This is a genomic window from Xanthomonas prunicola (genome assembly GCF_002846205.1).
GTDB lineage: Bacteria > Pseudomonadota > Gammaproteobacteria > Xanthomonadales > Xanthomonadaceae > Xanthomonas > Xanthomonas prunicola.
The window spans coordinates 65114-91964 of sequence record NZ_PHKV01000010.1 but is presented as its reverse complement, the minus strand read 5'-3'; the positions used below and the strand labels follow the sequence as shown (position 1 = coordinate 91964).

Annotated in this window: 21 protein-coding genes; 16 read left to right on the top strand and 5 right to left on the bottom strand. The window is 65.7% G+C overall.

Annotated features, from left to right (window positions below; genetic code table 11):
- The first annotated feature begins 8 nt into the window (after positions 1-8).
- The 12 genes from XpruCFBP8353_RS20100 to XpruCFBP8353_RS20040 all read left to right on the top strand — a co-directional run bounded on the left by XpruCFBP8353_RS20100 (position 9) and on the right by XpruCFBP8353_RS20040 (position 16528).
- Entirely contained in the window at positions 9-530 is a 522-nt protein-coding gene (locus XpruCFBP8353_RS20100) for a TRAP transporter small permease (RefSeq protein ID WP_162301134.1), read from the top strand.
- Positions 530-1813, top strand: a complete 1284-nt coding sequence (locus XpruCFBP8353_RS20095; protein ID WP_101364809.1) for a TRAP transporter large permease — start codon at positions 530-532, stop codon at positions 1811-1813. The genes XpruCFBP8353_RS20100 and XpruCFBP8353_RS20095 overlap by 1 nt, the downstream gene beginning before the upstream one ends.
- Before the next feature lie 199 nt (positions 1814-2012).
- A complete protein-coding gene (locus XpruCFBP8353_RS20090; protein ID WP_101364808.1) occupies positions 2013-3596 on the top strand; it encodes a family 43 glycosylhydrolase in 1584 nt (527 codons plus the stop codon).
- Positions 3597-3737: 141 nt separating this feature from the next.
- On the top strand, positions 3738-4796 hold the full coding sequence (locus XpruCFBP8353_RS20085; RefSeq protein ID WP_162301133.1) for a LacI family DNA-binding transcriptional regulator: 1059 nt from the start codon (positions 3738-3740) through the stop codon (positions 4794-4796).
- A gap of 1008 nt (positions 4797-5804) precedes the next feature.
- Positions 5805-6659, top strand: coding sequence for a 5-dehydro-4-deoxy-D-glucuronate isomerase (gene kduI / locus XpruCFBP8353_RS20075; RefSeq protein ID WP_101364805.1), 855 nt, complete (start codon positions 5805-5807; stop codon positions 6657-6659).
- Positions 6660-6840: 181 nt separating this feature from the next.
- Complete coding sequence (gene kduD / locus XpruCFBP8353_RS20070; protein WP_101364804.1) at positions 6841-7596, top strand: 2-dehydro-3-deoxy-D-gluconate 5-dehydrogenase KduD; 756 nt, start codon at positions 6841-6843, stop codon at positions 7594-7596.
- Between the two features lie 309 nt (positions 7597-7905).
- Complete coding sequence (locus XpruCFBP8353_RS20065; protein WP_101364803.1) at positions 7906-8562, top strand: RpiB/LacA/LacB family sugar-phosphate isomerase; 657 nt, start codon at positions 7906-7908, stop codon at positions 8560-8562.
- Positions 8563-9112: 550 nt separating this feature from the next.
- Positions 9113-10225: a GDSL-type esterase/lipase family protein gene (locus XpruCFBP8353_RS20060; RefSeq protein ID WP_162301132.1), complete on the top strand. Its 1113-nt coding sequence runs from the start codon at positions 9113-9115 to the stop codon at positions 10223-10225.
- Positions 10226-10664: 439 nt separating this feature from the next.
- A complete protein-coding gene (locus tag XpruCFBP8353_RS20055) occupies positions 10665-12398 on the top strand; it encodes a M61 family metallopeptidase (RefSeq protein ID WP_101364824.1) in 1734 nt (577 codons plus the stop codon).
- 713 nt (positions 12399-13111) lie between these two features.
- Positions 13112-13450 carry a hypothetical protein gene (locus XpruCFBP8353_RS20050; RefSeq protein WP_244298189.1) on the top strand — a complete coding sequence of 113 codons (339 nt, stop codon included), beginning with the start codon at positions 13112-13114 and terminating at the stop codon, positions 13448-13450.
- Positions 13447-14910 carry an ATPase domain-containing protein gene (locus XpruCFBP8353_RS20045; protein ID WP_101364802.1) on the top strand — a complete coding sequence of 488 codons (1464 nt, stop codon included), beginning with the start codon at positions 13447-13449 and terminating at the stop codon, positions 14908-14910. Before XpruCFBP8353_RS20050 ends, XpruCFBP8353_RS20045 begins: the two co-directional genes overlap by 4 nt.
- Before the next feature lie 268 nt (positions 14911-15178).
- Entirely contained in the window at positions 15179-16528 is a 1350-nt protein-coding gene (locus tag XpruCFBP8353_RS20040; protein ID WP_243391171.1) for a diguanylate cyclase domain-containing protein, read from the top strand.
- Between the two features lie 122 nt (positions 16529-16650).
- Here the strand turns inward: XpruCFBP8353_RS20040 and XpruCFBP8353_RS20035 are convergent, their stop codons facing one another.
- Complete coding sequence (locus tag XpruCFBP8353_RS20035; RefSeq protein ID WP_101364801.1) at positions 16651-17295, bottom strand: DMP19 family protein; 645 nt, start codon at positions 17293-17295, stop codon at positions 16651-16653.
- Between the two features lie 129 nt (positions 17296-17424).
- Positions 17425-18315 (bottom strand): phenylalanine 4-monooxygenase, encoded by an 891-nt coding sequence (phhA, locus tag XpruCFBP8353_RS20030; RefSeq protein ID WP_101364800.1) that lies wholly within the window; start codon positions 18313-18315, stop codon positions 17425-17427.
- A 128-nt stretch (positions 18316-18443) separates the two neighbouring features.
- On the opposite strand from phhA, the gene XpruCFBP8353_RS20025 reads away from it, so the two are divergent.
- Both XpruCFBP8353_RS20025 and XpruCFBP8353_RS20020 read left to right on the top strand, forming a co-directional pair.
- The gene (locus XpruCFBP8353_RS20025; RefSeq protein ID WP_101364799.1) at positions 18444-18926 is read left to right on the top strand and encodes an Lrp/AsnC family transcriptional regulator; all 483 of its coding nucleotides are present in this window, start codon (positions 18444-18446) and stop codon (positions 18924-18926) included.
- A gap of 293 nt (positions 18927-19219) precedes the next feature.
- Positions 19220-21433: a TonB-dependent siderophore receptor gene (locus XpruCFBP8353_RS20020; protein ID WP_101364798.1), complete on the top strand. Its 2214-nt coding sequence runs from the start codon at positions 19220-19222 to the stop codon at positions 21431-21433.
- A 220-nt stretch (positions 21434-21653) separates the two neighbouring features.
- On the opposite strand, the gene XpruCFBP8353_RS20015 is transcribed toward XpruCFBP8353_RS20020, so the two are convergent.
- From XpruCFBP8353_RS20015 to XpruCFBP8353_RS20005, 3 genes are all read right to left on the bottom strand, one after another.
- Positions 21654-22691 carry a patatin-like phospholipase family protein gene (locus XpruCFBP8353_RS20015; protein ID WP_101364797.1) on the bottom strand — a complete coding sequence of 346 codons (1038 nt, stop codon included), beginning with the start codon at positions 22689-22691 and terminating at the stop codon, positions 21654-21656.
- Positions 22692-23117: 426 nt separating this feature from the next.
- Positions 23118-24128, bottom strand: a complete 1011-nt coding sequence (locus XpruCFBP8353_RS20010) for a TIGR00266 family protein (protein WP_101364796.1) — start codon at positions 24126-24128, stop codon at positions 23118-23120.
- A gap of 96 nt (positions 24129-24224) precedes the next feature.
- A complete protein-coding gene (locus XpruCFBP8353_RS20005; RefSeq protein WP_101364795.1) occupies positions 24225-25061 on the bottom strand; it encodes an ABC transporter ATP-binding protein in 837 nt (278 codons plus the stop codon).
- A 151-nt stretch (positions 25062-25212) separates the two neighbouring features.
- Between XpruCFBP8353_RS20005 and XpruCFBP8353_RS20000 the strand changes: the two genes are divergently transcribed.
- Both XpruCFBP8353_RS20000 and XpruCFBP8353_RS19995 read left to right on the top strand, forming a co-directional pair.
- On the top strand, positions 25213-26418 hold the full coding sequence (locus XpruCFBP8353_RS20000) for a DesA family fatty acid desaturase (RefSeq protein ID WP_101364822.1): 1206 nt from the start codon (positions 25213-25215) through the stop codon (positions 26416-26418).
- Complete coding sequence (locus XpruCFBP8353_RS19995; RefSeq protein WP_162301131.1) at positions 26408-26803, top strand: EF-hand domain-containing protein; 396 nt, start codon at positions 26408-26410, stop codon at positions 26801-26803. The genes XpruCFBP8353_RS20000 and XpruCFBP8353_RS19995 overlap by 11 nt, the downstream gene beginning before the upstream one ends.
- Positions 26804-26851 lie beyond the last annotated feature (48 nt).

The window sequence follows — 26851 nt, the reverse complement described above, 5'->3', positions numbered from 1 at the left end:
GTGACCCGATGACCGAACCCGAGACCCTCGCCGTCCCGGTCGCGCCGTTGCAGCGCGCGCTGGACCGCGTGTCCGATATCGCAGTTGGCGTGGCATCGCTGGCGCTGCTGGGCCTGGTGGTCGTGCAGGGCTGGCAGGTGTTCACCCGCTACGTCCTCAACGATTCGCCCAGCTGGACCGAGCCGGTGACGTTGCTCCTGCTGAGCACCGCCCTGAGCCTGGGCGCCGCCGCCGGCGTGCATACCAACCGTCACTTCGGTTTCTACCTGCTGGGCGAACACGTGCCGCCGCTGGTGCGCAAGATTTTCGAAGTGATTCGCCCGCTGATGATCATGTCCATCGGTGCAGTGCTGGCGTGGTGGAGCGCGGCGCTGCTGATCGATGGGCTGGATATCAAGATGGCCGGCGCGCAGATGCCGCAGAGCATCAACTACCTGCCGCTGTCGATCGGCGGTGCGCTGATGGTGCTGTTCGCCCTGTTCAAGTTGTGGCGTGTGCTGCGCCCGGTCCATGTCGGAGGAGTGCGCTGATGGGCATCGCCATGTTGTTGGGAACCTTCGTGGTGCTGCTGCTGATCGGCGTGCCGGTGGCTTACGCCTTGGGCGCGGCGGCACTGGCCACGCTGCTGTATCTGGACCTGCCCACGGTGGTGCTGGTGCAGCAGATTTCCGCCGGCAGCGGCTCGGCATCGCTGATTGCGATTCCGTTGTTCATCTTTGCCGGCGAGTTGATGTTGCGCGGTGGCATTTCCGAGCGCCTGATCGCGCTGGCGTCCTCGCTGGTGGGGCGCGTGCGCGGCGGTCTGGGTCAGGTCAGCGTGCTGTCGTCGCTGTTCTTCGGCGGCGTCTCCGGTTCGGCGATTGCCGATGTCTCGGCAGTCGGCGGCACCATGATTCCGCAGATGATCAAGCGCGGTTACGACCGCGATTACGCAGTGAACGTGAGCATGACCGCCGCCCTGGTGGCGTTGCTGGTACCGCCTTCGCACAACCTGATCCTGTTCTCGGCAGCGGCCGGTGGCGGCCTGTCGATTGCCGATCTGTTTGCGGCCGGCATCGTGCCGGCGCTGCTGATGACCGCCGCGATGATGGTCACCGGCTATGCGGTGGCGCGCCACCGTGGCTACGGTACCGAGCCGTTCCCGGGCTGGCGCGCGGTGGCCTTGCGCCTATTCGGCGCATTGCCGGGCCTGGGCCTGGTGGCGTTGATCTTCATCGGTATCCGTGCGGGCATTTTCACTGCGGTGGAGAGCGCGGCGATCGCCGTGGTCTACGCGTTGATCGTCACCGCGCTGCTGTATCGCCAGTTGCGCTGGGCCGAGTTCTTCGCCGCCGTCACGCATGCCGCACGCACCACCGGCGTGATCCTGTTCGTGATCGCCACTGCGGCAGTGTTCGGCTGGTTGCTGGCCTACCTGCAGGTGCCGGCGGCGGCGGTGAAGTTCCTGCAGGCCATCGCCGACAGCAAGAACACGGTGCTGCTGATGATCGTGGTGATGCTGCTGTTGCTGGGCATGTTCATGGATCTGGCACCGAAGATCCTGATCTGCACGCCGATCTTCCTGCCGGTGGTCAAGGCCTACGGCATCGACCCGATCCACTTCGGCCTGGTGATGGTGCTGGCCGGCGGGATCGGCCTGATCACCCCGCCGATCGGCTCGGTGCTGTTCATCGGGACCTCCATCGGGCAGATCACCATCGCGCAAAGCATGCGCACCATCTGGCCGTTCTGGCTGGCGGCGCTGTGCGTGCTGTTGATCGTGGCGTTTTTCCCCGAATTGTCGCTGTGGTTGCCTCACGCGCTGCGCGCCTGAGGACTCCAGCGACTGCGTGATTGGCAGGCGGGTGATCGGTACGGCGTGTCGCGTCGTATCGATCGTCTGCCATCCACCTGTGGTGCCTTGCGAATGCGTCAGGCATCGCTGTCGGAGGGAGTGTTCTGCCGCATCTGGTTAACCGGTGGCATTGACCGCCGGTCGTGGTAAAGCCCGGCATCCGGGATGAGGAGAGAGCATGCGTGTGCGTACCGCTTCATCCCGATGGCGTTGGCTGCTTGCCGGCGGATTGCTGCTGTGCGCAGGCGTGAGCGCTGCGGCGGACTGGAAGCGTGGTATCGAACACCAGCGCATTGCCGACCAGGGCAATGGCACCTTTCTCAATCCGGTGCTGGCCGGCGACCATCCCGACCCGTCGGTGCTCAAGGATGGCGATGACTATTACCTCACGCTGTCCTCGTTCGATGCGTATCCGGGTCTGCCGATCTGGCACTCGCGCGATCTGGTCAACTGGCAGCCGCTGGGCCATGCCATCACCCAGAACGTCGGCGCGGTCTGGGCGCCAGACCTGATCAAGCACGGCAAGCGCTACTACATCTATTTCCCGGCACGGCGCGGCGACCAGGGCGAGCGCAGCAACTTCGTGGTCTGGGCCGACGACATCACCGGCCCGTGGAGCGCCCCGATCGATATCGGCCTGGGCAAGTACATCGACCCCGGCCACGCGGTGGGCGAGGACGGCAAGCGCTATCTGTTCCTGAGCGGCGGCGATTACGTGCAGCTCTCCGACGACGGCCTCAAGGTGGTCGGCACGCCCAGGCATGTCTATGACGGCTGGAAATACCCGGAAAGCTGGGACGTGGAAGGCTACGCGCAGGAAGGCCCCAAGATCACCCGCCATAATGGCTGGTACTACATGACCACCGCCGTCGGCGGCACCGCCGGCCCGCCGACCGGGCACATGGTGATCACCGCGCGCTCGCGCTCCATCCACGGCCCCTGGCAGAACGCGCCCAACAACCCGATCACCCGCACCAAGAGCGCCGACGAGCCGTGGTGGTCGCGTGGCCACGCCACCCTGGTGGAAGGCACCGATACACGCTGGTGGATGCTGTATCACGGTTACGAGCACGGCTTCTGGACCCTGGGCCGGCAGGCCCTGCTGGACCCGATCGAATGGACCCCGGACGGCTGGTTCGTCGCCAAGGGCGGCGATCTGGGCACCCCGCTGAAGAAGCCCAGCGGCCAGGCACTGGCCCACGGTCTGGCGCTGTCGGATGATTTCCGCGCCGCCACGCTGGGCCCGCAGTGGGCCTTCTTCAACCCGGCCGCCGACGAGGCCAAGCGCCTGCAGGTCGGCGATGGCGTGTTGCGCCTGCAAGGCAAGGGCAGCGCGCCGCGCGATGCCTCGCCGCTGACGGTGATCGCCACCGACCCGGCCTACCAGTTCGAGGTGCAGATGACCGTGGCGCCGGGCGGGCAGGGCGGGGCGCTGCTGTTCTACAGCGACAAGCTCTACGCCGGCGTGGGCAGCAATGGCGAGAATTTCGTCATGCACCGCTACGGCGAGGAACGCCCCGGCACGCTGGCCTCCAGTGCGACCGGTGGCACCCTGTGGCTGCGGGTCACCAACGATCGCCACATCGTCACCATCCACAGCAGCACCGACGGCACCACCTGGACCAAGTACCCGGTGCAGATGGAAGTGTCCGGTTACCACCACAACGTGGCCGGCAAGTTCCTGGCCCTGAAGCCGGCGCTGTACGCCGCCGGCGCGGGCCAGGTGGAATTCCGCAACTTCCGCTACCGCGCCCTGGACTGACCGTTCTGCATCGGCGGGCATGTCGTGGCGCTGCCTGTTGTGGCAGGCCCGACCTGGCGGATCCGGTGCAGCGGCAGGCGTCGCTCAGGTCTACTGCCCCAGGGGCCGGTAGAATCCAATCAACTTCACTGGTTGACCGCTATGCCCGCCCGCAAGATGCCTGAAGAAGGAATACCTGGCCTGCCGAAGGGCAAGGTTGCGACGATCAACGACATTGCGCGAATGTCGGGCGTGTCCAAGAAGACCGTCTCGCGGATCATCAACAATTCGCCGCTGGTGCGGCAGGACACCCGCGAGAAGGTCGAGGCGCTGATGCGCGAGGTCGGCTACGCGCCCGACCCGCTGGCGCGCGGGCTGGCGTTCCGGCGCTCGTTCCTGATCGGCATGGTCTACGACAACCCCACCGCGCAGTACATCGTGGACATGCAGTACGGCGCGCTGGACGCGCTGCGCGGTTCCAGTTTCGAGCTGGTGGTGCACCCCTGCGACAGCCGCAGCCCCGGCTACATCGAAGGCGTGCGCCGGTTTGCGCAGGCGCAGAAGCTGCACGGGGTGATCCTGGTGCCGCGCGCCTCCGAGGACCAGGCGCTGGCCGACATGCTGGCCGAGATCGGCTGCCGCTACACCCGCATCGCCTCGATCGCGCTGGACACCACCTCGCAGACGGTCATCACCCACGACCGCGACGGCGCCGCGGAAGCGGCCGATTACCTGCTCTCGCTCGGCCACCGCGACATCGCCCTGGTCACCGGCCCCAGCGCCTACCGCTCCTCGATCGAGCGCACCTCCGGCTTTGCCGACGCGCTGACCCGGCGCGGCATCGAACTGCCGCCCGAGCGCATCGTCGAAGCCGGCTACACCTTTGAATCGGGCGTGGCCGCCGCCGAAAAGCTGCTGCTGGGCAAGAAGCGCCCCACCGCCATCTTCACCGGTAACGACGAAATGGCCGCCGGTATCTACAAGGTCGCCCTGCGCGCCGGCATCAACATCCCGCGCCAGCTCTCGGTGATCGGCTACGACGACAGCTCGCTGGCCTCGCGCCTGTGGCCGCCGCTGACCTCGGTGCGCCGCCATACCCGCGACACCGGCCGCACTGCCGCGGCGATGCTGATCCAGCCCGACAATGCCCCGCAGCTGCCCACCGCCAGCGTGCGCCCGCACTTGATCGTCAGAGATTCCTGCCAACCGCCGGAAGATTGAGCACCGCGCGCCGCGACCCCACGCGGCGCGGGACTTGCGGGCCACCTTGCAGGGCGTTGTGCCGGTCAGGGTGGGAACAGCTGGCTTGATCGGCCCACGGCGGGCCCCCATCCGCCCTTCGGGCACCTTCCCCCGCGGGCGGGGGAAGGCAGTGGCAGGTAGGGGAAGCCAGTGGCAGGCGGGGGAAGGCAGTCCGCCATCGCTGCCGTGAAGCCCCTCTCCCGCCTGCGGGGCGAGAAGGCACGGCTTGCGCGCCACGGGCGCGCGTGCCTTGGAGCGCCCGCGCCGCAAGCGCGGGCCGGGGCGCGGAGCGGGGGTTGGGGTGAGGGCACGCTGGCAGACAGCGATCTGAGCACAACGTAGACATGCGCTGGAAACGCGCCAGGACACCCCTCACCGCTCAAGCCGCGCACCCAACACTCCGCTCCACCTTGCAGGGCGTTGTGCCCAGCAGGGTGAGAACAGCTGGCTTGATCGGCCCACGGCGGGCCCCCATCCGCCCTTCGGGCACCTTCCCCCGCGGGCGGGGGAAGGCAGTCGCAGGTAGGGGAAGCCAGTGGCAGGCGGGGGAAGGCAGTCGCGGGTGAGGGAAGGCAGTCCGCCGAGCGCTGCCGTGAAGCCCCTCTCCCGCCTGCGGGGCGAGAAGGCACGGCTTGCGCGCCACTGGCGCGCGTGCCTTGGAGCGCCCGCGCCGCAAGCGCGGGCCGGGGCGCGGAGCGGGGGTTGGGGTGAGGGCACGGCGGCAGACAGCCATCTGAGTACAACTTAGGCATGCGCTGGAAACGCAGTAGGACCCCTCGCCACGCAAGCCGCGCACCCCACCACAGCGCGTGGCCTCGCATGCTCATGCGGTGCTTGTGCGCCACCTTCTCCCGACGGGACCAGGGACGAGGCCGCCGGACCACCGAAACCACTATCGTGCACTGCGCAATGACACCGGTTAACCAGAGCCGTTAGACTAGCCCAGTGCAAGCCCATGTTCCCCCTCGCTTGCCTCGGAGATGTGCCATGTCCCTGTACTGCAAAACGCACTACGCCACCCATCCCGACGCCATCAAGGGCGCCAGCAACGACGACCTGCGCGAGCTCTATCTGCTCGATGGCCTGTTCGTCGACGATGCGGTGACCCTCAAATACACCCACTACGAGCGCTTCGTGCTCGGTGGTGCCGCGCCGCTGGGCAAGACGCTGGACCTCCCCAAACAGACCGAGCCGGCCTCGGCCGCCGGGCATCCGTTTCTGGAGCGCCGCGAACTAGGCATTCTCAACGTCGGCGCCGGCACCGGCACGGTGACCGTGGACGGCACTGCCTACACGCTGGGGCCGAAGGATGGCCTGTACGTGGCGATGGGCAGCGCCGATGTCAGCTTCGCCTCGGACGATGCCGCCAACCCGGCCAGGTTCTATCTCGCGTCCACGCCAGCGCACGCGCGCTTCGAAACCAAGCAGCTCTCGATCAAGGATGCGGTGGCACTGGAGCGTGGCGCGCTGGAAACCAGCAACGAGCGCACCATTTACCAGTACATCGTGCCGGCCACCTGCCAGTCGTCGCAGCTGTTGCTCGGCCTGACCGTGCTCAAGCCCGGCAGCGTCTGGAACACCATGCCGCCGCATCTGCACGATCGCCGCAGCGAGGTGTATTTCTACTTCGACCTCGGTGCCAACGACCGCGTGTATCACTTCATGGGCGAGCCCGATGCGCAGCGCCATATCGTGATCCAGAACAACGAAGCGGTGGTTTCGCCGCCGTGGTCCATCCACATGGGCGCCGGCACCAGCAACTACGCCTTCATCTGGGCGATGGGCGGCGAAAACCTCGACTACACCGACATGCATGTGCTGGACATCTGCCAGCTCAAGTAAGCCCGGTTCCAGCACACCGTTCGCTTCGGTGACGCCTGCGCCCAGGCCGGCACCGGCACCGTCGGCGCGCCCCATCTCGGGCGGTGGCGGTGCAGCAGTTCAAACCACATCAACGCACTCTGCCGCGCCCAGCGCGGCTCACTCATCACAACGTGGCACACCCAGCAGGAGCGATAAGGTAATGAGCAATCCGTTCAGTCTCGAAGGCAAGGTCGCACTGGTCACCGGTGCCAACACCGGCTTGGGCCAGGGCATTGCGCTGGCATTGGCCGAGGCCGGCGCCGACATCGCCGCCGCCGGCATTCCGGCGCCCACCGAGACCGAAGAAAAGGTCAAGGCGCTGGGCCGTCGCTTCATCGCCATCGAAGCCAACCTGATCAGCATCGAGCCGGTGCAGCGCATCGTCGACGAGACCATCGCCGGCCTGGGCGGGTTGGACATCCTGGTCAACAACGCCGGTCTGATCCGGCGCACCGACGCGGTGGATTTCAGCGAGCAGGACTGGGACGACGTGCTCAACGTCAACCTCAAGTCGGCGTTCTTCATGGCGCAGGCCGCCGGCCGGCATTTCATCGCGCAGGGCCGCGGCAAGATCATCAACATCGCCTCGATGCTGTCGTTCCAGGGCGGCATCCGCGTGCCCTCCTACACCGCCAGCAAGTCGGGCATCGCCGGCATCACCCGTCTGCTGGCCAACGAATGGGCCAGCAAGGGCGTGACCACCAACGCCATCGCGCCGGGCTACATGGCGACCGACAACACCGCCCAGCTGCGAGCCGACCAGGACCGCAACAAGGCCATCCTGGACCGCATCCCGGCCGCGCGCTGGGGCGTGCCGGCCGACCTCGGCGGCACCGCGGTGTTCCTGGCCAGCAGCGCCTCGGACTACGTCAACGGCGCGATCATTCCGGTCGACGGCGGCTGGCTGGCGCGCTGATCCAGATCGCACGGCGATGGCGTGCACCGTCCGACGCGTGCAGCCGCCCCTGGTATCCCGCGATGCCACGTCCTTCTCCCGCGCGCGGGAGAAGGTGCCCACAGGGCGGACGAGGGTCGGTCAACACGCACATCGATCAGACGCATGCTGCCTGCCAAGTCATCTGCTTTCTGTCCTGCATCCGCGCGTTGGTCGCATCAACGAACAACGCGCTCGCACTGGAAAGATCGGCAACCAAGCACACGCTGTTCACCGCTGTTTAGAAAGTCCTTCTTAAAAAAAACTTCCCCAACCAATCGGAGCATTCCCATGAAAATCGCACTCATGAACGAGTTTAGTCAGGCCGCCAAGAACCCGGTGATCCTGCAGCAGCTCAACGACGTCGCCGGCGAGCAGGGCCACAACGTGTTCAACGTCGGCATGGACGGCGACAACGACCACCGCCTGACCTACATCCACCTGGGCATCGTCGCCAGCCTGCTGCTGAACTCCAAGGCCGTGGACTTCGTCGTTGCCGGCTGCGGCACCGGCCAGGGCGCGATGATGTCGCTCAATGCGCATCCGGGTGTGTTCTGCGGTTACTGCATCGAGCCGACCGACGCCTACCTGTTCGCCCAGGTCAACAATGGCAACGCGCTGTCGCTGGCGTTCGCCAAGGGCTACGGCTGGGGCGCGGAAATCAACGTGCGCTACATCTTCGAAAAAGCCTTCAGCGGCGAGCGCGGCCTGGGTTACCCGGCCGAGCGTCGCGAATCGCAGGCCGCCAACGCCGGCATCCTGACCCAGGTCAAGCAGGCCACCGCCAAGTCCTACCTCGACGGCCTGCGCGCCATCGACCCGGAGCTGGTCAAGCAGGCCATCGGTGGCGAGCGCTTCCAGCAGTGCTTCTTCGACAACGCGCAGGATGCGGAGATCCGCAGCTTCGTCGCCGGCCTGCTGGGCAAGACCGAAGCCGCTGCTGCCTGAGTAATGCTGCACGCGCATGCCTCATCCTGTTGAAGGAGCAGGCATGCGCCAGTACCGCGATGCAGTAGATCTTGTCTGAGCTGCATACAAGGCCGCGTGGGCCCCTGATGGAGAAGGGCGTTTCATCAGGGGCATGGCTTGATCCGGCAACGTTGACGTTTGACGCCTCTGTTACTGAGGGTGCCACTACGCGCACGCAGGCAACACGCTTGCACGCATGTAGCCCTCTCCCGGCGGGGCGAAAAGGCAGGGCTAGCGCCATCGGTGCGCCTGCCTTTGAGCGCCCACGCTGCAAGGCGTGGAGCGGGGGGGGAAGGTACTTCGGAAGACAGCCAACCCAGGCGGTGAGGCGCGCGCGGCTAGCCATTGGGCGAAGGGCCAGAGGCGTTGCATCGCTCACCAGCAGCATCAACGCGTCGCTCTGCTGAGCCCAGGTGGCGCGCGAAGCGCAATCCCTCGCCCAAGACCACGCACGCGCTTCATGCGTCAGCACCGTCTCGCAAACCGCAACACCACCAGGCAACAGCACGCTCACTCAGCGGAGCCCCTCATGCATCGACTGCTCATCGCCATGCTGTTGCTGTGCACCGGCATCGCCCACGCCGCTCCACAGCGCATCTTGATCGCCGGCGATTCCACCGCCGCCGAATACGCCGCCGAGCGCGCTCCACAGGCCGGTTGGGGCCAGATGCTGCAGGACTGGTTCGACCCGGCGCAGTGGCAAGTGCACAACCACGCCAAAGGCGGCCGCAGTACCCGCAGTTTCATCGCCGAAGGACGCCTGGACGCCATCGCAAAAGAAGTGCAACGCGGCGATGTGTTGCTGATCCAGTTTGGCCACAACGACGCCAAGCGCGAAGATCCCACGCGCTACACCGACCCAACGACCGACTACGTGCAGTTTCTGCGCCGCTATATCGCCGTTGCGCGTGATCAGGGGGCCACGCCCATCCTGATCACCCCGACCGCCCGGTTGGTGTACGACTTCGGCGCGTTGCTCGACACGCATGGCCGCTACACCCTGGCCATGCAGCAACTGGCTGCCGAAGAACATGTCGGCCTGATCGATCTCAACGCCAGTTCCAGCGACTGGATTCGTGCGCTCGGCGAACAGGCGGCCAAGCCGTATTTCCTGTTCGTGCCCGAACAGAACAAGGCAGACGGCACCCACTTCAGCCATGCCGGCGCCACCGCGATCGCCTGCTTGGTGGTGCACGGCTGGTTGCAGCTGCAGCCAGCACTGAAGCCGCAGTTGCGCCGCGACGCCGATTGCGGTGCCGCGTCCGACACTGCTACGCAACGCGCTGCACAGGCACATCCCTCGCTGGTGGTGCACGAGCGCGATCTCGCCCGCGAACAACCCGGCCCGCATGGTGGCGCCGGCCCGACCACGGCGTATCCGTTCTTCGCCGACGCACCAGAGTTGAAATTCGTGCTGCGCAAACGCGTGCTGCCCAAAGGGGCTGGCATCGGCCTGCATCTGCACGACAAGGACGAGATCTATTACATCGTCAGCGGCCGCGGCCTGTATGCGCTGGATGGCAAGCAGTACGAGGTCGCTGCAGGCGACGCGCTGCTGACGCGGCCGGGCAGCACGCATGCGTTACAGCAAACCGGGGAAGACCCGTTGGTGCTGTTGCTGGCGTATACCGCATCCCGCTAGGCGCCGCTCACCACGCGATCTAGCCGCAGGAGCCAGGCGCTGCCTCGTGCATGGCGGCCGATGGGTCGGCAGGAGTGAGCAGTGCTGGGCAGATCGCCACACGGCATAACTTCCTTAGCACTCAGCGGGTCCGCCAGCGCAGACGCGGACGCATTGCGCGGGGCGTCGAATGTGCTTTGCCGATGACCGGCAAGAGTGTGAAGGTACCTGAAACCTGGCATCCAACGCCGGCATGACAAGCCGATGGGTTGCGCGTCCGGGCAGCGGCGGTGAGACGGCAATCGTTGCGCAGGTGACCGCCCGGTGCCTGAATCTGGCGCCGAGCGGGCTCAGACAGCCGCCACCGTCTGCCGCAAGCGCCGCAGGCGTCATGACCCTCGGCATCCTGGCAGGCGGGCGCGACCGGCGGCATGATCGGCCAACCCAGAATGCGCACCCCATGAACACTCCCCGGTCCCTGCTGTTCCTACTCACCACCGTGGCAGCCGGCGCGCTGGCCAGGCCGGCGCCGGTTGTCCCTGCACCGGTCGCCCTGGACCTGCAACTTGTTCCCTATGCGGACAAGGGTGAGGTGAACACGCTGGAGGTGCGTCTGCGCTTTGCGACGGCCACCATCGCGCGCGACGAGATCGTCGTGTACCTGCCGATGATGGCGGTCAATGTCGATACCGCTGCCGAAAGCATTGCCTCCATCGAGGCGAGCGATGCGCAGGGCACGGTACAACTTGCAGCACGCGCCTCCACTGCGGAAGAAAGCGAGGATCAGCCGTTGCGCGTGTGGACTGCGCCACGTGCGCTCAGCGGCCCGCTGACCTTGCGCTACCGGGTGCCTGCCAATGCGACGCGGCCTCCGCGCGGCCCGGCACCGCCGATCGCGTTCCGCAACGATGACCAGGCATTTTCTGCGGCGGCCAGTGTGTTTTTGGTGGTGCCCCCGAAGCGGCAGACCTACCTCCTGAACATCGATTGGGATCTGTCGCATCTGCCCGACGGTGCCAAGGGCGTGAGCTCGTTCGGCGAGGGCGATGTGCGGGTCGGGGAGATCGGTAGCGGTGGTCTGTCCGGGCTGTTCTTCATGGCCGGGCAGATCGGACACTGGCCAGGCGTGCCGCGTGCGGACAGGTTTTCGGTCGCCTGGCAGGGGCAACCTCCCTTCGACGCGAATGCCTTGTCCGCGTGGGTGGGCAAGCTGCACGACCAGTTCGAGCTGGCGTTTCCGCAGCGCGAGTCCGGGCCCTACACGATCTTCCTGCGCTACAACCCGGTCAATGCCGGCGGCGGAACCGCATTGAACCAGTCCTTCGTCACCACCTATGGCGAAGGTGACGGGGCAGATCTGGACCTGATCAAGATCACCTTGTCGCATGAGATGTTCCATACCTACCAGCCGCGCCTTGCCCAGCACGCGGCCGAGTCCACGACCTGGTTCAGCGAAGGCTCGGCGGTGTTTTACGAGGCGCTGCTGCCGTTGCGATTCGGTTTGCTCACCCCACAGCAGTTTCTGGATTCCCTCAACATCACCGCAGCGCGTTACTACACCAATGCGCTGGGAAATCTGCCGAACGCGCGCATCGACGAGGGATTCTGGAAGGACACCCGTATCCGCACGCTCGCCTACGACCGCGGCATGTTGTATCTGGCCACGGTCAACGATGCGCTGCGCAAGCGATCGCAGGGCAGGCGTTCGCTGGATGACCTGTTGCGTGCGTTGCTGGCGATCGGGCAGCAGCGCGAGGCAACCCAGGCCGATTGGGAGGCCTTGTTGAAAGCAGAGCTGGGCGACACGGCGGTGCAGGACTTCCACGCCTTCCTGGCCGGGACTGCGCCGCTGCCGGCATCGGACGCGTTCGGGCCGTGCTTTCGCCGCACCAGCAAGCCGCTACGGCGGTATGTGCTGGGATTCGAGCCGGCGGTGCTGGCCGAGCCCAAACGTGTCGTGCGTGGCCTGATAGCAGACTCCGCTGCCGCCCGGGCGGGTGTGCGCAACGGCGATGAAATTGTGCGGCCGGTGCCGCAGGATGGAATCCAGGGCAACCAGACCGAGCACCTGCACTTGCGCCTGCGTCGCGATGACAATGAGTTCGACGTGGACTATCTGCCACGCGGCGAGCAGGTGGACACCTGGCAGTGGGAGCGCGTGCCCGGCGTGGAGGATGCGCAGTGCCGGCTATAGGCCGGGTGGATCAGCGCCTGCAGGGTGCGGCTGCAGGCGCGCACTGCGAACGCGACCTACTGAGAATCATCGCCCGCGCATTGCGGCAGCAGGGCATCAGGCACGCGGACGCTGGCCGCAAACTGTAGGCGGCGCAGGGCAGGCGGTGAGGTCGGCGCAATCGATGCGTCTGCCTACGCGAACCGCACTGCCGCACGCACCAGTTGCAGCAGGCAGGTCGCAGTGGGTTGGCCTGCTATCCGGTGGCAGCCCTCGATGCGCATCCATCGTGCATGCATGCCGTTTTCGCAGAGGACACGTCCGATGGTCGGATGCTTGCGGCGGCCAGGCATGCGCGCGCCGCCCATTGATTGCGCAAGTGTGCGAGTGTCCCGGCCGCCGGCTAGTCACGAAGAAGACTGGTGTCGGCCAACGTTACGTCGCATGGTCGGACCAAGAATTCCGCGCATCAGGTCGGCTGGCGTGCGTGATTGGGAACGAAGACGCGCACGTGCTGTTGCACGCGGCGCGTGCAGTACGTGGGAAGCAGGCTCATGCAGGTGCATCGTTCGCATCCGGTTGCGGGCACCGCAAAGGTATACAGTGGAGCGACACTCACGCAGGTCCCGCGGATAGGCATGGATCATCCTGCACTAGCCGCAGCCTTAGCGGTTCTCTAACGACGGGTCGCTGTGGGTGCTGAAGCATCGACGATCGCATCCACCGTCGTGGCGATGCTGCAGCAAATCGACAAGGTGCTGGCCCCCATCCTTGGACCGCGCGGTGTCGCGGCGTTGTTCAAGCGTGCGCTGTTTCTGACCAAGGACGATTTTCCGTGGCTGTACGAGGCCTTCGCCGCTGTCGAGGCGTCGGATGACCGCAACGCGGTCGAGACCGTCGGCATCGTGCTGAGCCAGCAGAGCGCGCAGATGGCTGCCGCTGGCGGCGCTGCCTTCGTACATACCTTTCATGTGGTGCTGGTCAGCATGATCGGCCCAGCCTTGACCGAGCGGTTGTTGCGCTCGGTCTGGGTCACCTTTTCCAGCGGGATTCCCGCGCAGGACATTCCATGAGCAGCAAAGTCGCCATCCACTGCCTGCAGACCGGAGTGCCCGGGCTCGATGAGGTGTTGGGTGGAGGATTGCCCGAGTTCTCGTTCAATCTCATCGCCGGCCCACCTGGATGCGGCAAGACCACGCTGGCGCATCAGCTGATGTTCGCATTGGCGACGCCCGAGCGCCCTGCACTGTATTTCACCGTGCTGGGCGAGCCGCCCTTGAAGATGCTGCGTTACCAGCAGCAGTTCGACTTCTTCGATGCCGAGGCGATCAGCAGCGCGATCCATTTCATCAATCTGTCCGAAGAAACCCTGGCCGGCGACCTGGACCAGGTGCTGGTGCGCATCGTGGCCGAGGTGCAGGCGCATCGGCCGGCGATGGTGCTCGTGGATTCGTTCCGGTCGGTGGTGCTGGCCAGCAACGCCGACGGCAACTTGCACAACAACCTGCAGCGCTTCGTGCAGCAGCTGGGCATGCTGATGACCAGCTGGCAAGCGACCACCTTCCTGATCGGCGAGTACTTCGTGGAGACCGATGCCAACCCGGTGTTTACCGTCGCCGACGGATTGATCTGGCTGCGTCAGAGCGTGCAGCGCAACTCGATGGTGCGCAAGCTGGAGGTCATGAAGATGCGCGGAAGGCCGTCCCTGCCCGGCTTGCACAGCTTCCGCATCGACAGTGCAGGCCTGCGCGTGTTCGCGCCGATCCCCAGTGCCGGCCGCCAGGACGAACTGCCGATGCGCCTCGCACCCCGCCTGGGCATGGGAATCGCCGGGCTCGATGCGATGCTCGGTGGCGGGTTGCCGCAAGGCTATTCGCTGCTGGTGGCCGGACCGTCCGGGTCGGGCAAAAGCTTGCTGGCAGCGGCGTTTCTGATCGAAGGTGCCCGCAAGGGCGAAACCGGGGTGCTGGCGCGCTTCGAACAGCATGGCCCACGTTCGCGCATGCCGGCGCTGTCGGCGCTGATCGCCAGCGGTCAGGTAGGGGTGGTGGACAGTCGTGCGCCGGACCTGTCGATCTCCGAGATCCTGGCGCTGCTCTTGCAGGAAATCGACCGATTGGGCGCCACTCGCGTGGTGATCGATTCGCTGTCCGCATTCGAACTGGCGCTGGCACCGACTTTCCGCGAAGACTTCCGCGAATCCCTGTCGCACTTGGTGGTGGCCCTGGCCGGCACCGGCGTGACCGTGGTGATGACCTCCGAACTGGAGGACCGTTATACCGATCTGCGGTTCAGCCCCTACGCGACGGCATTCATGACCGATGCGATCATCGTGCAACGCTATGTCGAAGGGGACAGCCGGCTGCGGCGCATCCTGGCGGTGGTCAAGGTCCGGGCCAGCGCCCATTCGCACGAGCTGCGTGAATATCATATCGATCAGGCCGGCCTGCATCTCGATGCGCCGTTATTGCAGCAGCAAGGCCTGCTCAGTGGCAGGTCCACGCGCCAGCCGGCCGCCGCCGAGGGCGGATGAACATGGAGCGGCCGCCCTGCAATGCCGACACGGACCTCGCCAGGCGCGAGCTGTCGGAGTTGCGGCGGCAGACGCGCAGCGTCAGGACGCAGCTGCGACATCTACATCAGGATCTGGCTAGCCTGAAAGGGCAATTGCCGTCTGCGCTGCATACCGATCTGCTCGCTGCCAACGAACAGCTGTTGCTGTCTTCGTTGCAGCGCACAGCAGGCTGGACGATCACGCGCGCGCGCTGCGCGAAGCGGCGCACAATGCCAACCGTGATCCGTTGACCCAGTTGCCGAACCGCCTACTGCTGTTCGAGCGATTGGAACAGTCCATCGCTGGCGCGCTGCATCACAACACGCGCCTTGCCGTGCTGTTCGTGGATCTGAACGATTTCAAGCGCATCAACGATCAGTTCGGACACAGCGTCGGCGATGAATTCCTGTGTCTGGTCGCGCAACGACTGACTGCCGCGGCGGCGCTTTCGGGCATGGTGGCGCGCTATGGCGGCGACGAATTCGTGGTATTGCTGGATCGCGTTGACAGTCACGATGCAGCTGCGGCGATCACTGGCCAACTGATGCGAAGCCTGGACACACCTTGCCTGGTCGGCAAGCACGAACTACACCTGGGCGCGAGCATCGGCATCAGCATGTATCCTGACGATGGCGAGACCGGGATGGCGCTGCTGCAGCATGCGGACGATGCGATGTACTGTGCCAAGCGCACTGCGGCAGCACGTTTCATGTTCTATCGCGATTGCATCGGCCTGGACCTTGTGCACCCCGGTGCGGCGCCGGCCGCTGCAGATGCGCGCCGCCTGTGGGACGACCCGCACGACACGCTGCGTCAGGCCAACAGCGCATTGATCCTGGCCGCGCTGAGTGCTCAGCAATTGCATGCGGCAGCCGAGCAGGGGGTCCAACGGCAAAACGAGATGCTCGCCTTCGTCGCCCATGAATTGCGCAATCCACTGACCCCGATCCTGGTCGCCAGCTCGATGCTCAACAGCTTGCCCAGCGTGGAGCTGCCGCGGATGCGGCACATCATCGAGCACGAGGTGCAGCACATGACCCGCTTGATCGGCGACCTGCTCGATCTGTCGCGCGTGCGCACCGGTAAACTGCGCATCCTCAAGCAATCCATCGATCTGCACGTGGTGATCGAGGAGGCCGCGGCGGCGTGTCTGCCACTGATCACCGAACGCCAGCACTCGTTCGCGCTGCGTTTGCCGCCGCAGCCAACCCTGCTGCGCGGCGACGGTGTCCGCCTGTCGCAAGTGCTGCGCAACCTGCTGGACAACGCATCCAAATACACCCCCGAAGGCGGCAGCATCGGCCTGCAGCTGAGCTTGCACGGACGCCGCGCCATCATCGTGGTCAGCGACAACGGCATCGGCATCGACGACGACGCGCTGCAACGCATCTTCGAACCGTTCATGCAGGACAGCCGTGCGGTGGGTTTCAACGGTGCAGGATTGGGGATCGGCCTGGCGGTGGTGCAGCAGATCATCCAGGCGCACGGCGGCAGCGTCGTTGCTAGCAGCGCCGGAATAGGCAAGGGCTGCACCATCACGTTGTCGTTACCGTTAGCCCCGCGTCCGCGTGGTACACGGCTGTCCCTCGGCCAGTGAGTCGATGGTGGTGCTTGTCGTGCGCAAGCTGGTGTCAGTCGGCACGTCCCTGACAGCCGTATCCATTCGAAGGGGCGGCAGCATGACGCGGTCCGCGTGCGCCTGGCGGTGGGAGGCGCGTGCTACGCCTTGTCAACGCCGTAATGCACCAACCCCAGCCGCGCCAGGTCGCCGGAGCGGCGGTAATAGACCTCTTCCCAGCCCTGCACGCGTTGGCGGTCGGCTTCGTTCATCGCGTCGAGGATGTCCTCGATGCTGAGCAGGTCGGGGTCTTCTTCCAGCCGTTCGAACACTGCGCCCAGGCCTTCGATGGCCTGTCGGGTCTGCGCTGCGCCCATCGCCGTCAGACCGCGCACCGCATCGCTGCGGGTGGCCGCATCCCAGCGGTCGAAATAGCGGGCGTAGCCGCTCTCGGTCATGTCCGCATCCAGCCGCGCGAGTGCGACCAGCTCGCGTTCGCCAGTCGACAGCCCGTCCGGACGTCCGCGCAAGCTGGCCAGCTTTGCCTGCGCGCGTGCGGCGCGACGGCGCCACAGCAGCTCGGGCATGTTGAGCAGGCCTTCCGGGGTGGGCGGTGCGACCGCGGGCCAATTCACCCCGAAACCGTCTTCGGTGATCTGCCATTGCGCGCGCTGCGGCGGCGATGCCTTGAGCAACAACCGATGCGCCTGGATGGGCTCGTCGATACGGATGCCGTTGGCCAGGGTGAACAGCAGGCGGGTGTCGTCCAGCTCCAAGCGCCGGATGCGCAGATGCGTCAGGTCCATTGAGCGAAGGCGGTAGGGGGAGGTTCGACCTTAGTCCGCGTTGGCGACAGTGTCGAGTCGGCGCACGTCACATTGCAGCTTCACCGCCGCGCCGCGCAGCATCCGGCTGCGCTTATTGCAGCAGTTGCCTCATACGTCGCCGTCGCGGCTCCAGCCCTCGCCACTGCCGCGCTGGATCACCGCATCGCTAGCGAGCACATCGCCGGCCGGCACCTGCGCCTGTTGCGCCAATGCAGCGTAGATCGGAGTGAAGTCCGGGCTGGTCGCCTCCATCAACTGCGCAAAGCTGTCGATGACGAAATAGGTCTTCTGGAAGCTGTCGATGCGGTAGCGCGTGCGCATGATGCGCTGCAGATCGAAGCCGATGCGGTTGGGTGCGGGCGAGTCCAGCGAATACAGCGATTCGCCCTTCGACGAGACGATGCCGGCGCCGTAGATGCGCAGGCCCTGCGGCGTGGCGATCAGGCCGAATTCCACCGTGTACCAGTACAGCCGGGTGAGGTTCTGCAGCGCGTCCGGGCCGATGCCGTGCGCCTTGACTCCGCCACGGCCATAGGCCTGCATGAAGTCGGCAAACAGCGGGTTCATCAACAGCGGCACGTGCCCGAACAGGTCATGGAACAGATCGGGTTCTGCGATGTAATCGATCTGATCGGGGCGACGGATCCACCAGGTCACCGGGAAGCGTTTGTTGGCCAGGTGATCGAAAAAATCCAGCTCAGGCAGCAGGCCTTCCACGCCGACCAAGGTCCAGCCGGTGGCCGCCTGCAGTACCGCGTTGAGCGCGTCGAAGCGGGGGATCTGGCGGTCGTCCATGCCCATGGCGTCCTGCGCCTGCAGGAACTCATCGCAGGCGCGGCCCACCAGCAACGCACGCTGGCGGCGATACAGCGTGCCCCAGGTGGCATGGTCGTCGCTGCTGTAGCCGTCCCATGGCTGGTCGACCACGGCAGTGGTGTAGACCGGCACGTAGCCCTTGTCGGTCAGCTGGTTTTCGACGCGGCGCGGGGCAGTGTTCATGCGGCAGGACTTCCGTAGCGACAGGGGATCACCTTAGCCGGATCGCCGCGCAACAGGATTGCGAATCTTGCGCAACACGCCTGCTTACGCGCAAGATTCGTGCGTCTTGACCTGCTGCTGCGCAACATATGGACCAACCTATCGCGCTGGACCGCACCGATCTGCGGATGCTTGCCCTGCTGCAGACGCAGGGGCGCACCAGCAACGCCGAGCTCGCCGTGCAGGTGAATCTGTCGGCGTCGGCCTGCCTGCGGCGCACCCAGCGGCTGGAGGCTGCCGGGATCATCGCCGGCTATGGCGCGCGCCTGGATGCGCGCGCGCTGGGATTAGGTCTGCAGGCCTTCGTGCGCGTGCAGCTGGAGCAGCACGGGCAGGCCGATATCGAACATTTCGCCGAAGGCGTGCGCGGCTGGGATGAGGTCGTGGCGTGTTGGGCGCTGACCGGCGACATGGATTATCTGCTGCAGGTGCAGGTGCGCGACCTCGAACACTTCTCGCGGTTTCTGCTCGATCGTCTGCTCAATGCCACTGGCGTGTCGGATGTGAATTCCAGCTTCGTTCTGCGCACCGTGAAAGCGCCGGAAGGTCTGCCGCTGGCGCATCTGGCATAAGCGGGCCGAAGGATCGGATGCGCCTTGCCTTGCGCGGGTGATGCAACGCTGCAGGCAGCACCAACGTGTGCCGCAGGTTCCCGCGCGCATGCAAGAAGCGTCGGGTTGCTTGCCTGCCAAACGATAACGATTTACATTTAGCTCATCTCTTGGCCGCGTCCGGCCACGTCGTTCGTGTCGCATCGCCAGCCCATGCAGGGTCAGCCAGCCGGTTCGAGTGGACGCCCGCGTGTGCCTGTGCCTTTCCCTGTTGCGTGACGCGCTGCGTCCGCAGCGATCGACGAGAACGCCCCATGTCTGCTGCCATCGCTCCCCTTGGCCTGTTGTCTGCCGCGCTGCTGTGCGCGCTATCGACACTGACTCCCACCGTGCATGCCGCCGAGGCGGCCGATGCGACCAACGCCACGACGCTCGACCAGGTCAGCGTCAACGGCACGGTGAGCCGCGCGCAACCGGCCACCACGACGCGACTGCCGCTGACGCTGCAGGAAACGCCGCAGTCGGTCAGCGTGATCGGGTTGCAGCGGCTGGAAGAGCAATCGCTTTTCAGCATCGACGATGTGATGCGTCACGTCACTGGCGTCAACGTGTCGTTCTATGACACCCAGCGGCCACTGTATTTCGCGCGCGGCTTCCAGATCACCGATTTCCAGGTCGACGGCCTACCGACCTACAGCGGCGCGACCAATCAGGAATACGACACGGTCTTCTACGACCGCATCGAAGTGATCCGCGGTGCCAATGGCCTGCTCACCGGGGCGGGCATTCCTTCGGCCACGGTCAACCTGCTGCGCAAGCGTCCGGGCAAGGACTTTGACGCCTCGTTTGGAGTGAGCGCAGGCACCTGGGACTTCCGCCGCATGCAGGCCGACGTCAACGCACCGCTGACCGAAGACGGGCGTTTTCGCAGCCGCGTTGTCGCCGCCTGGCAGGATCGCGATTATTACTACGACCGCTACCACGACACCAAGATGTCAGGCATGGCGGTGCTGGAAGGCGACCTGACCGACAGCGGCACGCTCACCGTGGGCTACCAGCGCCAGGACAATACCCCGGTTGGTTCGACATGGGGCACGGTGCCGTTCTTCGCTACCGATGGCTCCTTCGCCAATCTGGCGCGTTCGACCAACATGGCGCCGGAATGGACGCGCTGGCAGCGCGACACCAGCACCGCGTTCGCGAACCTGGAACAGCGCTTCGGCGAAGACTGGTTGCTGCGCGTCAACACCGCCCACACCAAGGGCGCCGTGCAGAGTCTGCGCGTCTACGGCACCGGTTACCCGGCCGCCGATGGCAGCGGTGTGTTTCTGCGCACCAGCGCCGGCGAAACGCAGGACACGCGCGATAGCGTGGATGTATATCTGTCCGGCGGGTTTGCCTTGTTTGGCCGCCAGCACGATGTGGTGGTCGGCGGCAGCTGGCAAGACCTGCAATCGACTACGTATGGCGTGGCGCAGACCTATCCCACCGATTGGGCCAGCTGCGCCAACGCCTTTGGCCCACCCGAGCGCTGCTATTTCATTCCCAACATCCGCAACTGGAATGGCGATGCATCCGAAGTGACGTATACGCGCACCGGCGCGCGTCGCCAGGCGCGCACCACGCAGCGCGGGGTGTATGCATCCACGCGCTTCCGGCTGGCCGACCCGCTGTCGTTGATTGCCGGCGCACGACTGAGTTCCTGGGAAACCCGCACCCAGGCCTTCGATGGCAACGGCACTTACACCGGCACCAGCGGCCGCTATGAAGTGAGCGACGAGGTCACTCCATATGTGGGGCTTGTGTACGACATCGTGCCGGATGTATCGGTTTATGCCAGCTACACCGAAATCTTCAACCCGCAGAATTACCGCGACAAGGACAACAACCTGCTCGCACCGGTGGAAGGGTCCAACCTGGAAGCCGGCATCAAGGCGCAGTTGTTCGATGGTCATGCGATGGCCACCGCCGCCGTGTTCGAAGCCAAGCAGGACAACTACGCGGTGCGCGACATGAGCCAGCCGGAAGCCTCGCTACCGGATGGCAGCTCGGCCTACATCGGTGTGGACGGCACCAAGAGCCGTGGCTGGGAAGTGGACTTCAATGGCGAAGTGCGACCCGGCTGGACCATCAACGCCGGCTATACCCACGTCAAGGTCACCCGCGCGCCGACCGATGCGATCTACGCCAATCTGCCGGAAGACTATCTGCAGCTCTCCACCCAATGGCGCCTGCCGGGTGCGTGGGATCGGTTGAGCATCGGCGGCGGCGTGAGCTGGCAGAGCGCGGTACGCGGCTTCAATATCGAACGGCCCACCGGTGACGGCAGCGGTGCCACCACGCCAGTCACTGTAGTGCAGAACCCGTACGCGCTGGTGCATTTCAACGCCAACTACCGCATCAGCGACCAGTGGACCGCATCGCTTGCTGTGCGCAACGCGTTCGATAAAACCTATTGGGCGAATCTGGATTATCAGAACTACGGCGAACCGCGCTTTGTCAGTGTGTCGCTGCGCTGGCGGTATTGAGGCAAAGGCAAGGCTTGTTCCATAACGGTGCAACACCGGCAGCACGGTTATCGGGATAGCATCGCGGCCAAGGCTGCGATGCCGTCTTGATATGCGCCAACGCGGCATAACGCAGCAACCCACCGCGCGACGCCCGACCTCACGGCGTTACAACTCCTGCATCAAATCACCCGCGTGGCAGTCGCATCGCACGGCCATGTCGCGAAGCCTAGCGCCCGCTTCACGGCGCCACGCAGGCCTCTTGCTTGCCGCGCAATTTTTCCCAACGCGAGCGTTGTTCCAGGCAGCGTTCGTAGGCTTGCTGCTTGGCCGCTTTCGCCTGATCGGCAGCAGTCCGTGTCGCGCTGCTGCGCGCGGCCTGCAGCTGCGCGATCTTGGCGCGAATCTGCGGCATCACCGCCATTGCAGCGCGCTCGCCTTCCAGGATTGCCGCAGCACGCTGGTTGAAATCGGCCGAGCCGATATCGTTGACCTTGGGGCGAACGACCACGTCGGCACGTTTGAGTTCGGCCTCGCCCAGGCGCTGGCCCATGATCGAAATCGACTGGTTCACCGTGCCCAGCAGATCGCCCGGGTTCTTGCCACTGGCCTTGCTGGAAATATCCACCGCCACCACGAATTCGGCACCCAGCTGGCGCGCCGCATCCACCGGCACGGGACTGACCACGCCGCCATCGACGAAGTGGTATTTGCCGATGGTCACCGGCTCGAACACGCCCGGAATGCTGCTGGACGCACGCACCGCCTGACCGGCGTTGCCGCGCACGAACACGGTGCGCTCGCCATCTTCCAGCCGCGTGGCAACCGCCGCGAATGGCTTGCGCAACTTCTCGATGGGCTTGCCGCCGAGTTGATCGTTGACGTAGTCCTGCAGTTTCTGGCCTTGCACCAGGCCGCCGGAAAACAGCCGCACATCGCGGATGCTGGTCTGGTCGAGCGCGACGGCCTTTTCCTGCATTTCGAACGCATCCATGCCGCTGGCGTACAACGCGCCCACCACGCTGCCGGCGCTGGTGCCGGACACCACCACCGGTGCGAAGCCGTTGGCCTCGAGCATCTTGATCACCCCGATATGCGCAAAGCCCTTGGCCGCCCCGCCACCGAGCGCGATACCGATCTTGACCGGCTTGGGGGGCGCGTCCGAAGGCGTCTGCACCACGGGCGCCGGCGCCGCCGGACGCGGCTCGCCCCCGCAGGCGCTGAGCAGACCGAGCATGGACAACAGGGCGAGCAAGCGAGAGCAGCGGGGCGCGATCATGGCGAAAACGTCGATGGGAAAGGCGAGGGAGAATACACGCGCGCCGTCACTGTGGCGCTGGTGGTTGGCGTGAGTGGAGCTCATTCAGAACGGCATCGTCTGCAAGCGCTGCACTCCCTTGTTCCGGCGGGAGAAGGGCGCGCCGGTTCATGCGTGCGATGACCGCAGCCACCTGCATGCAGCACGGAACCAGAGCACCTCTCCCCGCGGGGCGAGAAGGCACCGCTTGCGCGCCACGGCGCGCGTGCCTTGGAGCGCCCGTGTCGCAAGCGCAGGCCGGGGCGCGGAGAGGGGGTGAGGGTGCGGAGCGAAGCCGCAGGGGAATGAGACCGCAGCAGGCTTCGCCCGTCCCCTCATCCGGCGCTACGCGCCACCTTTTCCCGGCGGGAGAAGGGTGACAGCACACCCGCCTGCCGCTTCACCCCATCAAAACCGGTTATCGCCATCCAGCAAGCGGCCCAAGCCGCCCAGCACCGAGCCTTCGCCACGTTGCTGGCCGCCGGCTTGCGGGGCGGCCTGCAGCATGCGGCCGGCCATGCGCGAGAACGGCAGCGATTGCAGCCAGACCTTGCCCGGGCCGGTGAGGGTGGCCAGGAACACGCCTTCGCCGCCGAAGAACATGCTCTTCAGGCCGGTGACGCGGCGCACGTCCATGTCCACGCCGGCGTGATAGGCGACCACGCAGCCGGTGTCCACGTCGATGCGCTCGCCTGGGCCGAGCTCGCGTTCCACCACGGTGCCGCCGGCATGCACGAACACCCAGCCGTCGCCTTCGAGTTTCTGCATGATGAAGCCCTCGCCGCCGAACAGGCCGGTGAGGATTTTCTTTTGGAAGGCGATGCCCAGCGACACGCCGCGTGCGCCGGCCAAAAAGCTGTCTTTCTGGCAGATCAGCTGGCCACCATGCTCGGACAGGCGCAGCGCCAGCACCGTGCCCGGGTAGGGCGCTGCGAACGCGACCTTGGCCTTGCCGCTGCCTGCGTGGGTGAACACGGTGGTAAACATGCTTTCGCCAGTGACCACGCGTTTGCCGGCCGATACCAGTTTGCCCATCAGCCCGCCGCCGCCGCTCTGGCCGGCATGCGAGCCGTCGCCGAACACGGTGTCCATCTGCACGGCGGCGTCCTTGTACATCAGCGCGCCAGCCTCGGCGATCGCGCTTTCTCCCGGGTCCAGCTCGACTTCGACGAACTGCATGTCGTTGCCGACGATGCGGTAGTCGATCTCATCCGCGCGCCCGGCCATGCCGGTCAGCGGTGGCGGCGCGCTGCCGCCGCCCTGCAGCTCGGCCAGCTGACGGGCCGGGGTCCAGCCATCGAGCCCATCGCGCCAGGTCAACGCATCGGGTTGGCGCTGCGCATGCGCGCGGGCGCTGGCATCGTCGAGCGGGCCGATACGCTCGGCCTGTCCAGGATTATGGAAATACCACTGGGCCATCGGGACGACTCCTGTCTGTGTGTGCGGCGAGTCTAAGCGCAACCGCCGCGGCGGCGTCCCGTGTCCAAGGTCATGCGTTCGCACTCCCGCGCGGTGTCACTCCCCAACCGTCGCCCAACAGCGCTCGCCGTCGCGCTGCACCCGCACCGGGCCGTCGAATACGGCCGACAGGCTGGCATCGGTGAGCAGCGCATCGCGCGGGCCGTCGGCGACCACCTTGCCGGCGCGCAGCAGGATCACCCGTGCGATCTCCGGCACGATTTCCTCGATGTGATGGGTTACCAGCACCAGCGTGATGCCTTGCCGGGCGAGGTGCCGCATCGTCTCGAGCAGGTGCTGGCGCGCCACCAGATCCAGGCCGGTGGACGGCTCGTCCAGCAACAGCGCCTGCGGGCGGTTGACCAGGGCGCGCGCGATCAGCACGCGGCGGGTCTCGCCGGCCGACAACTCGGCAAATGGCCGGTCCAGCAGCGGCAATGCGTGTGCCAGGGCAAGCGCTTCGCGTGCACGCGCACGCATGTCGTCGCTGATCTCGCGATGCGGCGGTACCACGTAGCTGGCGAAAAACCCCGACAGCACCGCGCTTTCCACATCCAGCCCCGGCGTGTCGGCCAGGTTGACGCTCAGATCGCCGGTGACGATCCCCAGCTGCGAGCGCAACCGATCCACCTGCCAACGCGCCTGTCCCAGCACCTTCACCGCAGGCTGGCCATCGCCCCGCGCCAACGGATACAGCTCGCGCGTGATGAGCTTGATGAAAGACGACTTACCGCAGCCGTTGGGGCCAAGGATGGCGGTGTGCTGGCCCAGTGCGATGCGCAAACGCAATGCATGCAGCACACGGACCTGGCCGCGCATCACACTTGCCTGGTCGAGTTCGATCAGCGCATCCGCATCGGCAAAAGAATCGGCAACATCGGTGGCAGCAGTCATACGTAGGACATCTGGCAGTGGGGAAAGAAGGCACGTGTGAACCGCTTTAGAAAGCAGGCATCACCCTACGCATCCGAAGGGTGAAGTTTGCCGCGATCGCCCCCATCATGTCTGCATCGACCAACGAGACACCGCCACCGTGGAACTGCCGATGCTGTCCGATACGATCATCGACTTCCTGACCGCCGGCGTGGCCGGGCTGGGTGTGTGGGGCATGCTGGCGGTGCTGCTGGTGTTCACCCAGCTCACCATCTTTGCGGTGACCTTGTACCTGCATCGCAGCCAGGCGCACCGTGGCGTGGATTTCCATCCAGTGGTGGCGCACTTCTTCCGTTTCTGGACCTGGCTCACCACCTCGATGATCACCCGCGAATGGGTGGCCATCCATCGCAAGCACCACGCCAGGGTGGAGACCGAGGAAGACCCGCACAGCCCGCAGACCAAGGGCATCAGGCAGGTGTTCTGGCGCGGCGTGGAGTTGTATCGCGAGGCCCGTACGCAGCGCGCCGATATCGAGCAGTACGGCAAGGGTGCGCCGACCGACTGGATCGAGCGGCATCTGTACACCCCGCATGCCAATGCCGGCCCGATCGCCTTGCTGGTGATCAATTCCGTGTTGTTCGGGTTGCCGGGCATCGCGCTATGGGCGATCCAGATGGCGTGGATTCCGTTCTGGGCTGCCGGCGTGGTCAATGGTCTGGGCCATTGGTGGGGCTATCGCAATTTCGAATCCGCCGACACCTCCACCAACCTCACGCCGTGGGCGCTGTGGATCGGCGGCGAAGAACTGCACAACAACCATCACGCATTCCCGAGTTCGGCACGATTTTCGATGCGGCGTTGGGAACTGGATATCGGCTGGATTGCGATTCGCGGATTGCAGGCCGTGGGTCTGGCCAAAGTACTGCGCGTGGCGCCGTCGCTGGATATCCGCCCCAATATCGCCGTGCCCGATGCCGATACGCTCAAGGCACTGCTGTCGCACCGCTTCCAGGCCATGACCGACTACCAGCGCAACGTGCTCAAGCCGGCCTTGCGCGAGGAAGCCGCCGCCACCGGCGCCAAGCTGCGCGAGTTGTTGCCACGGCGTTTGCGCAAGGGTCTGGTCGATGACGGGCGCTGGCTCAAGCCGGATGCGCGCGCGCAGTTGCAGTCCTGGGTGGCGCAGCGCCCGCGCATGCGCACCCTGGTCGAGTATCGCGCGCGGCTGACCGCTGTGCTGGAAGCGCGTAGCCATGATGCGTCCGAACGGCTCAGGCAGTTGCAGCAGTGGTGTCACGAGGCCGAAGCCAGCGGTAATGCTGCCCTGCAGGCGTATGCGGCGCGACTCAAAGGGTATGCGCTGAGTGGTGCGTAAAGCGGGCGGCAGGCGCGCAAGGTTGCGTGCACATGGCGGGTGCGGCGTGATCGTACGTACGGTACTGATCGCAGGTCTTGCATTGCTGCCTGCAGTTGCAGCGCAGTCCCAGGTGCAGGACAGCCAGCAATATCTGCAACGCATGGATACCGATGGCGATGGGCGGGTGAGTCTTGACGAGTATCTGGCCTGGATGAGTTATGCCTTCGACCAGCGCGATACCAATCACGATGGCGTGCTGCAAGGCGATGAACTGCCCGGCCGCCGCGGCAAGCCGATCACCCGCGCCGCGCATCGCGCCACCTTGATCGAGCGCTTCGCACGCCAGGACGCCAACGGCGATGGCTATCTGAGCGCACGCGAATTGCTGGCGCCGCCGCGTTGATGCGCATCTTCGCGCGCGTCTGACGTCGCGTTCTGCAAGCTCGCGCGC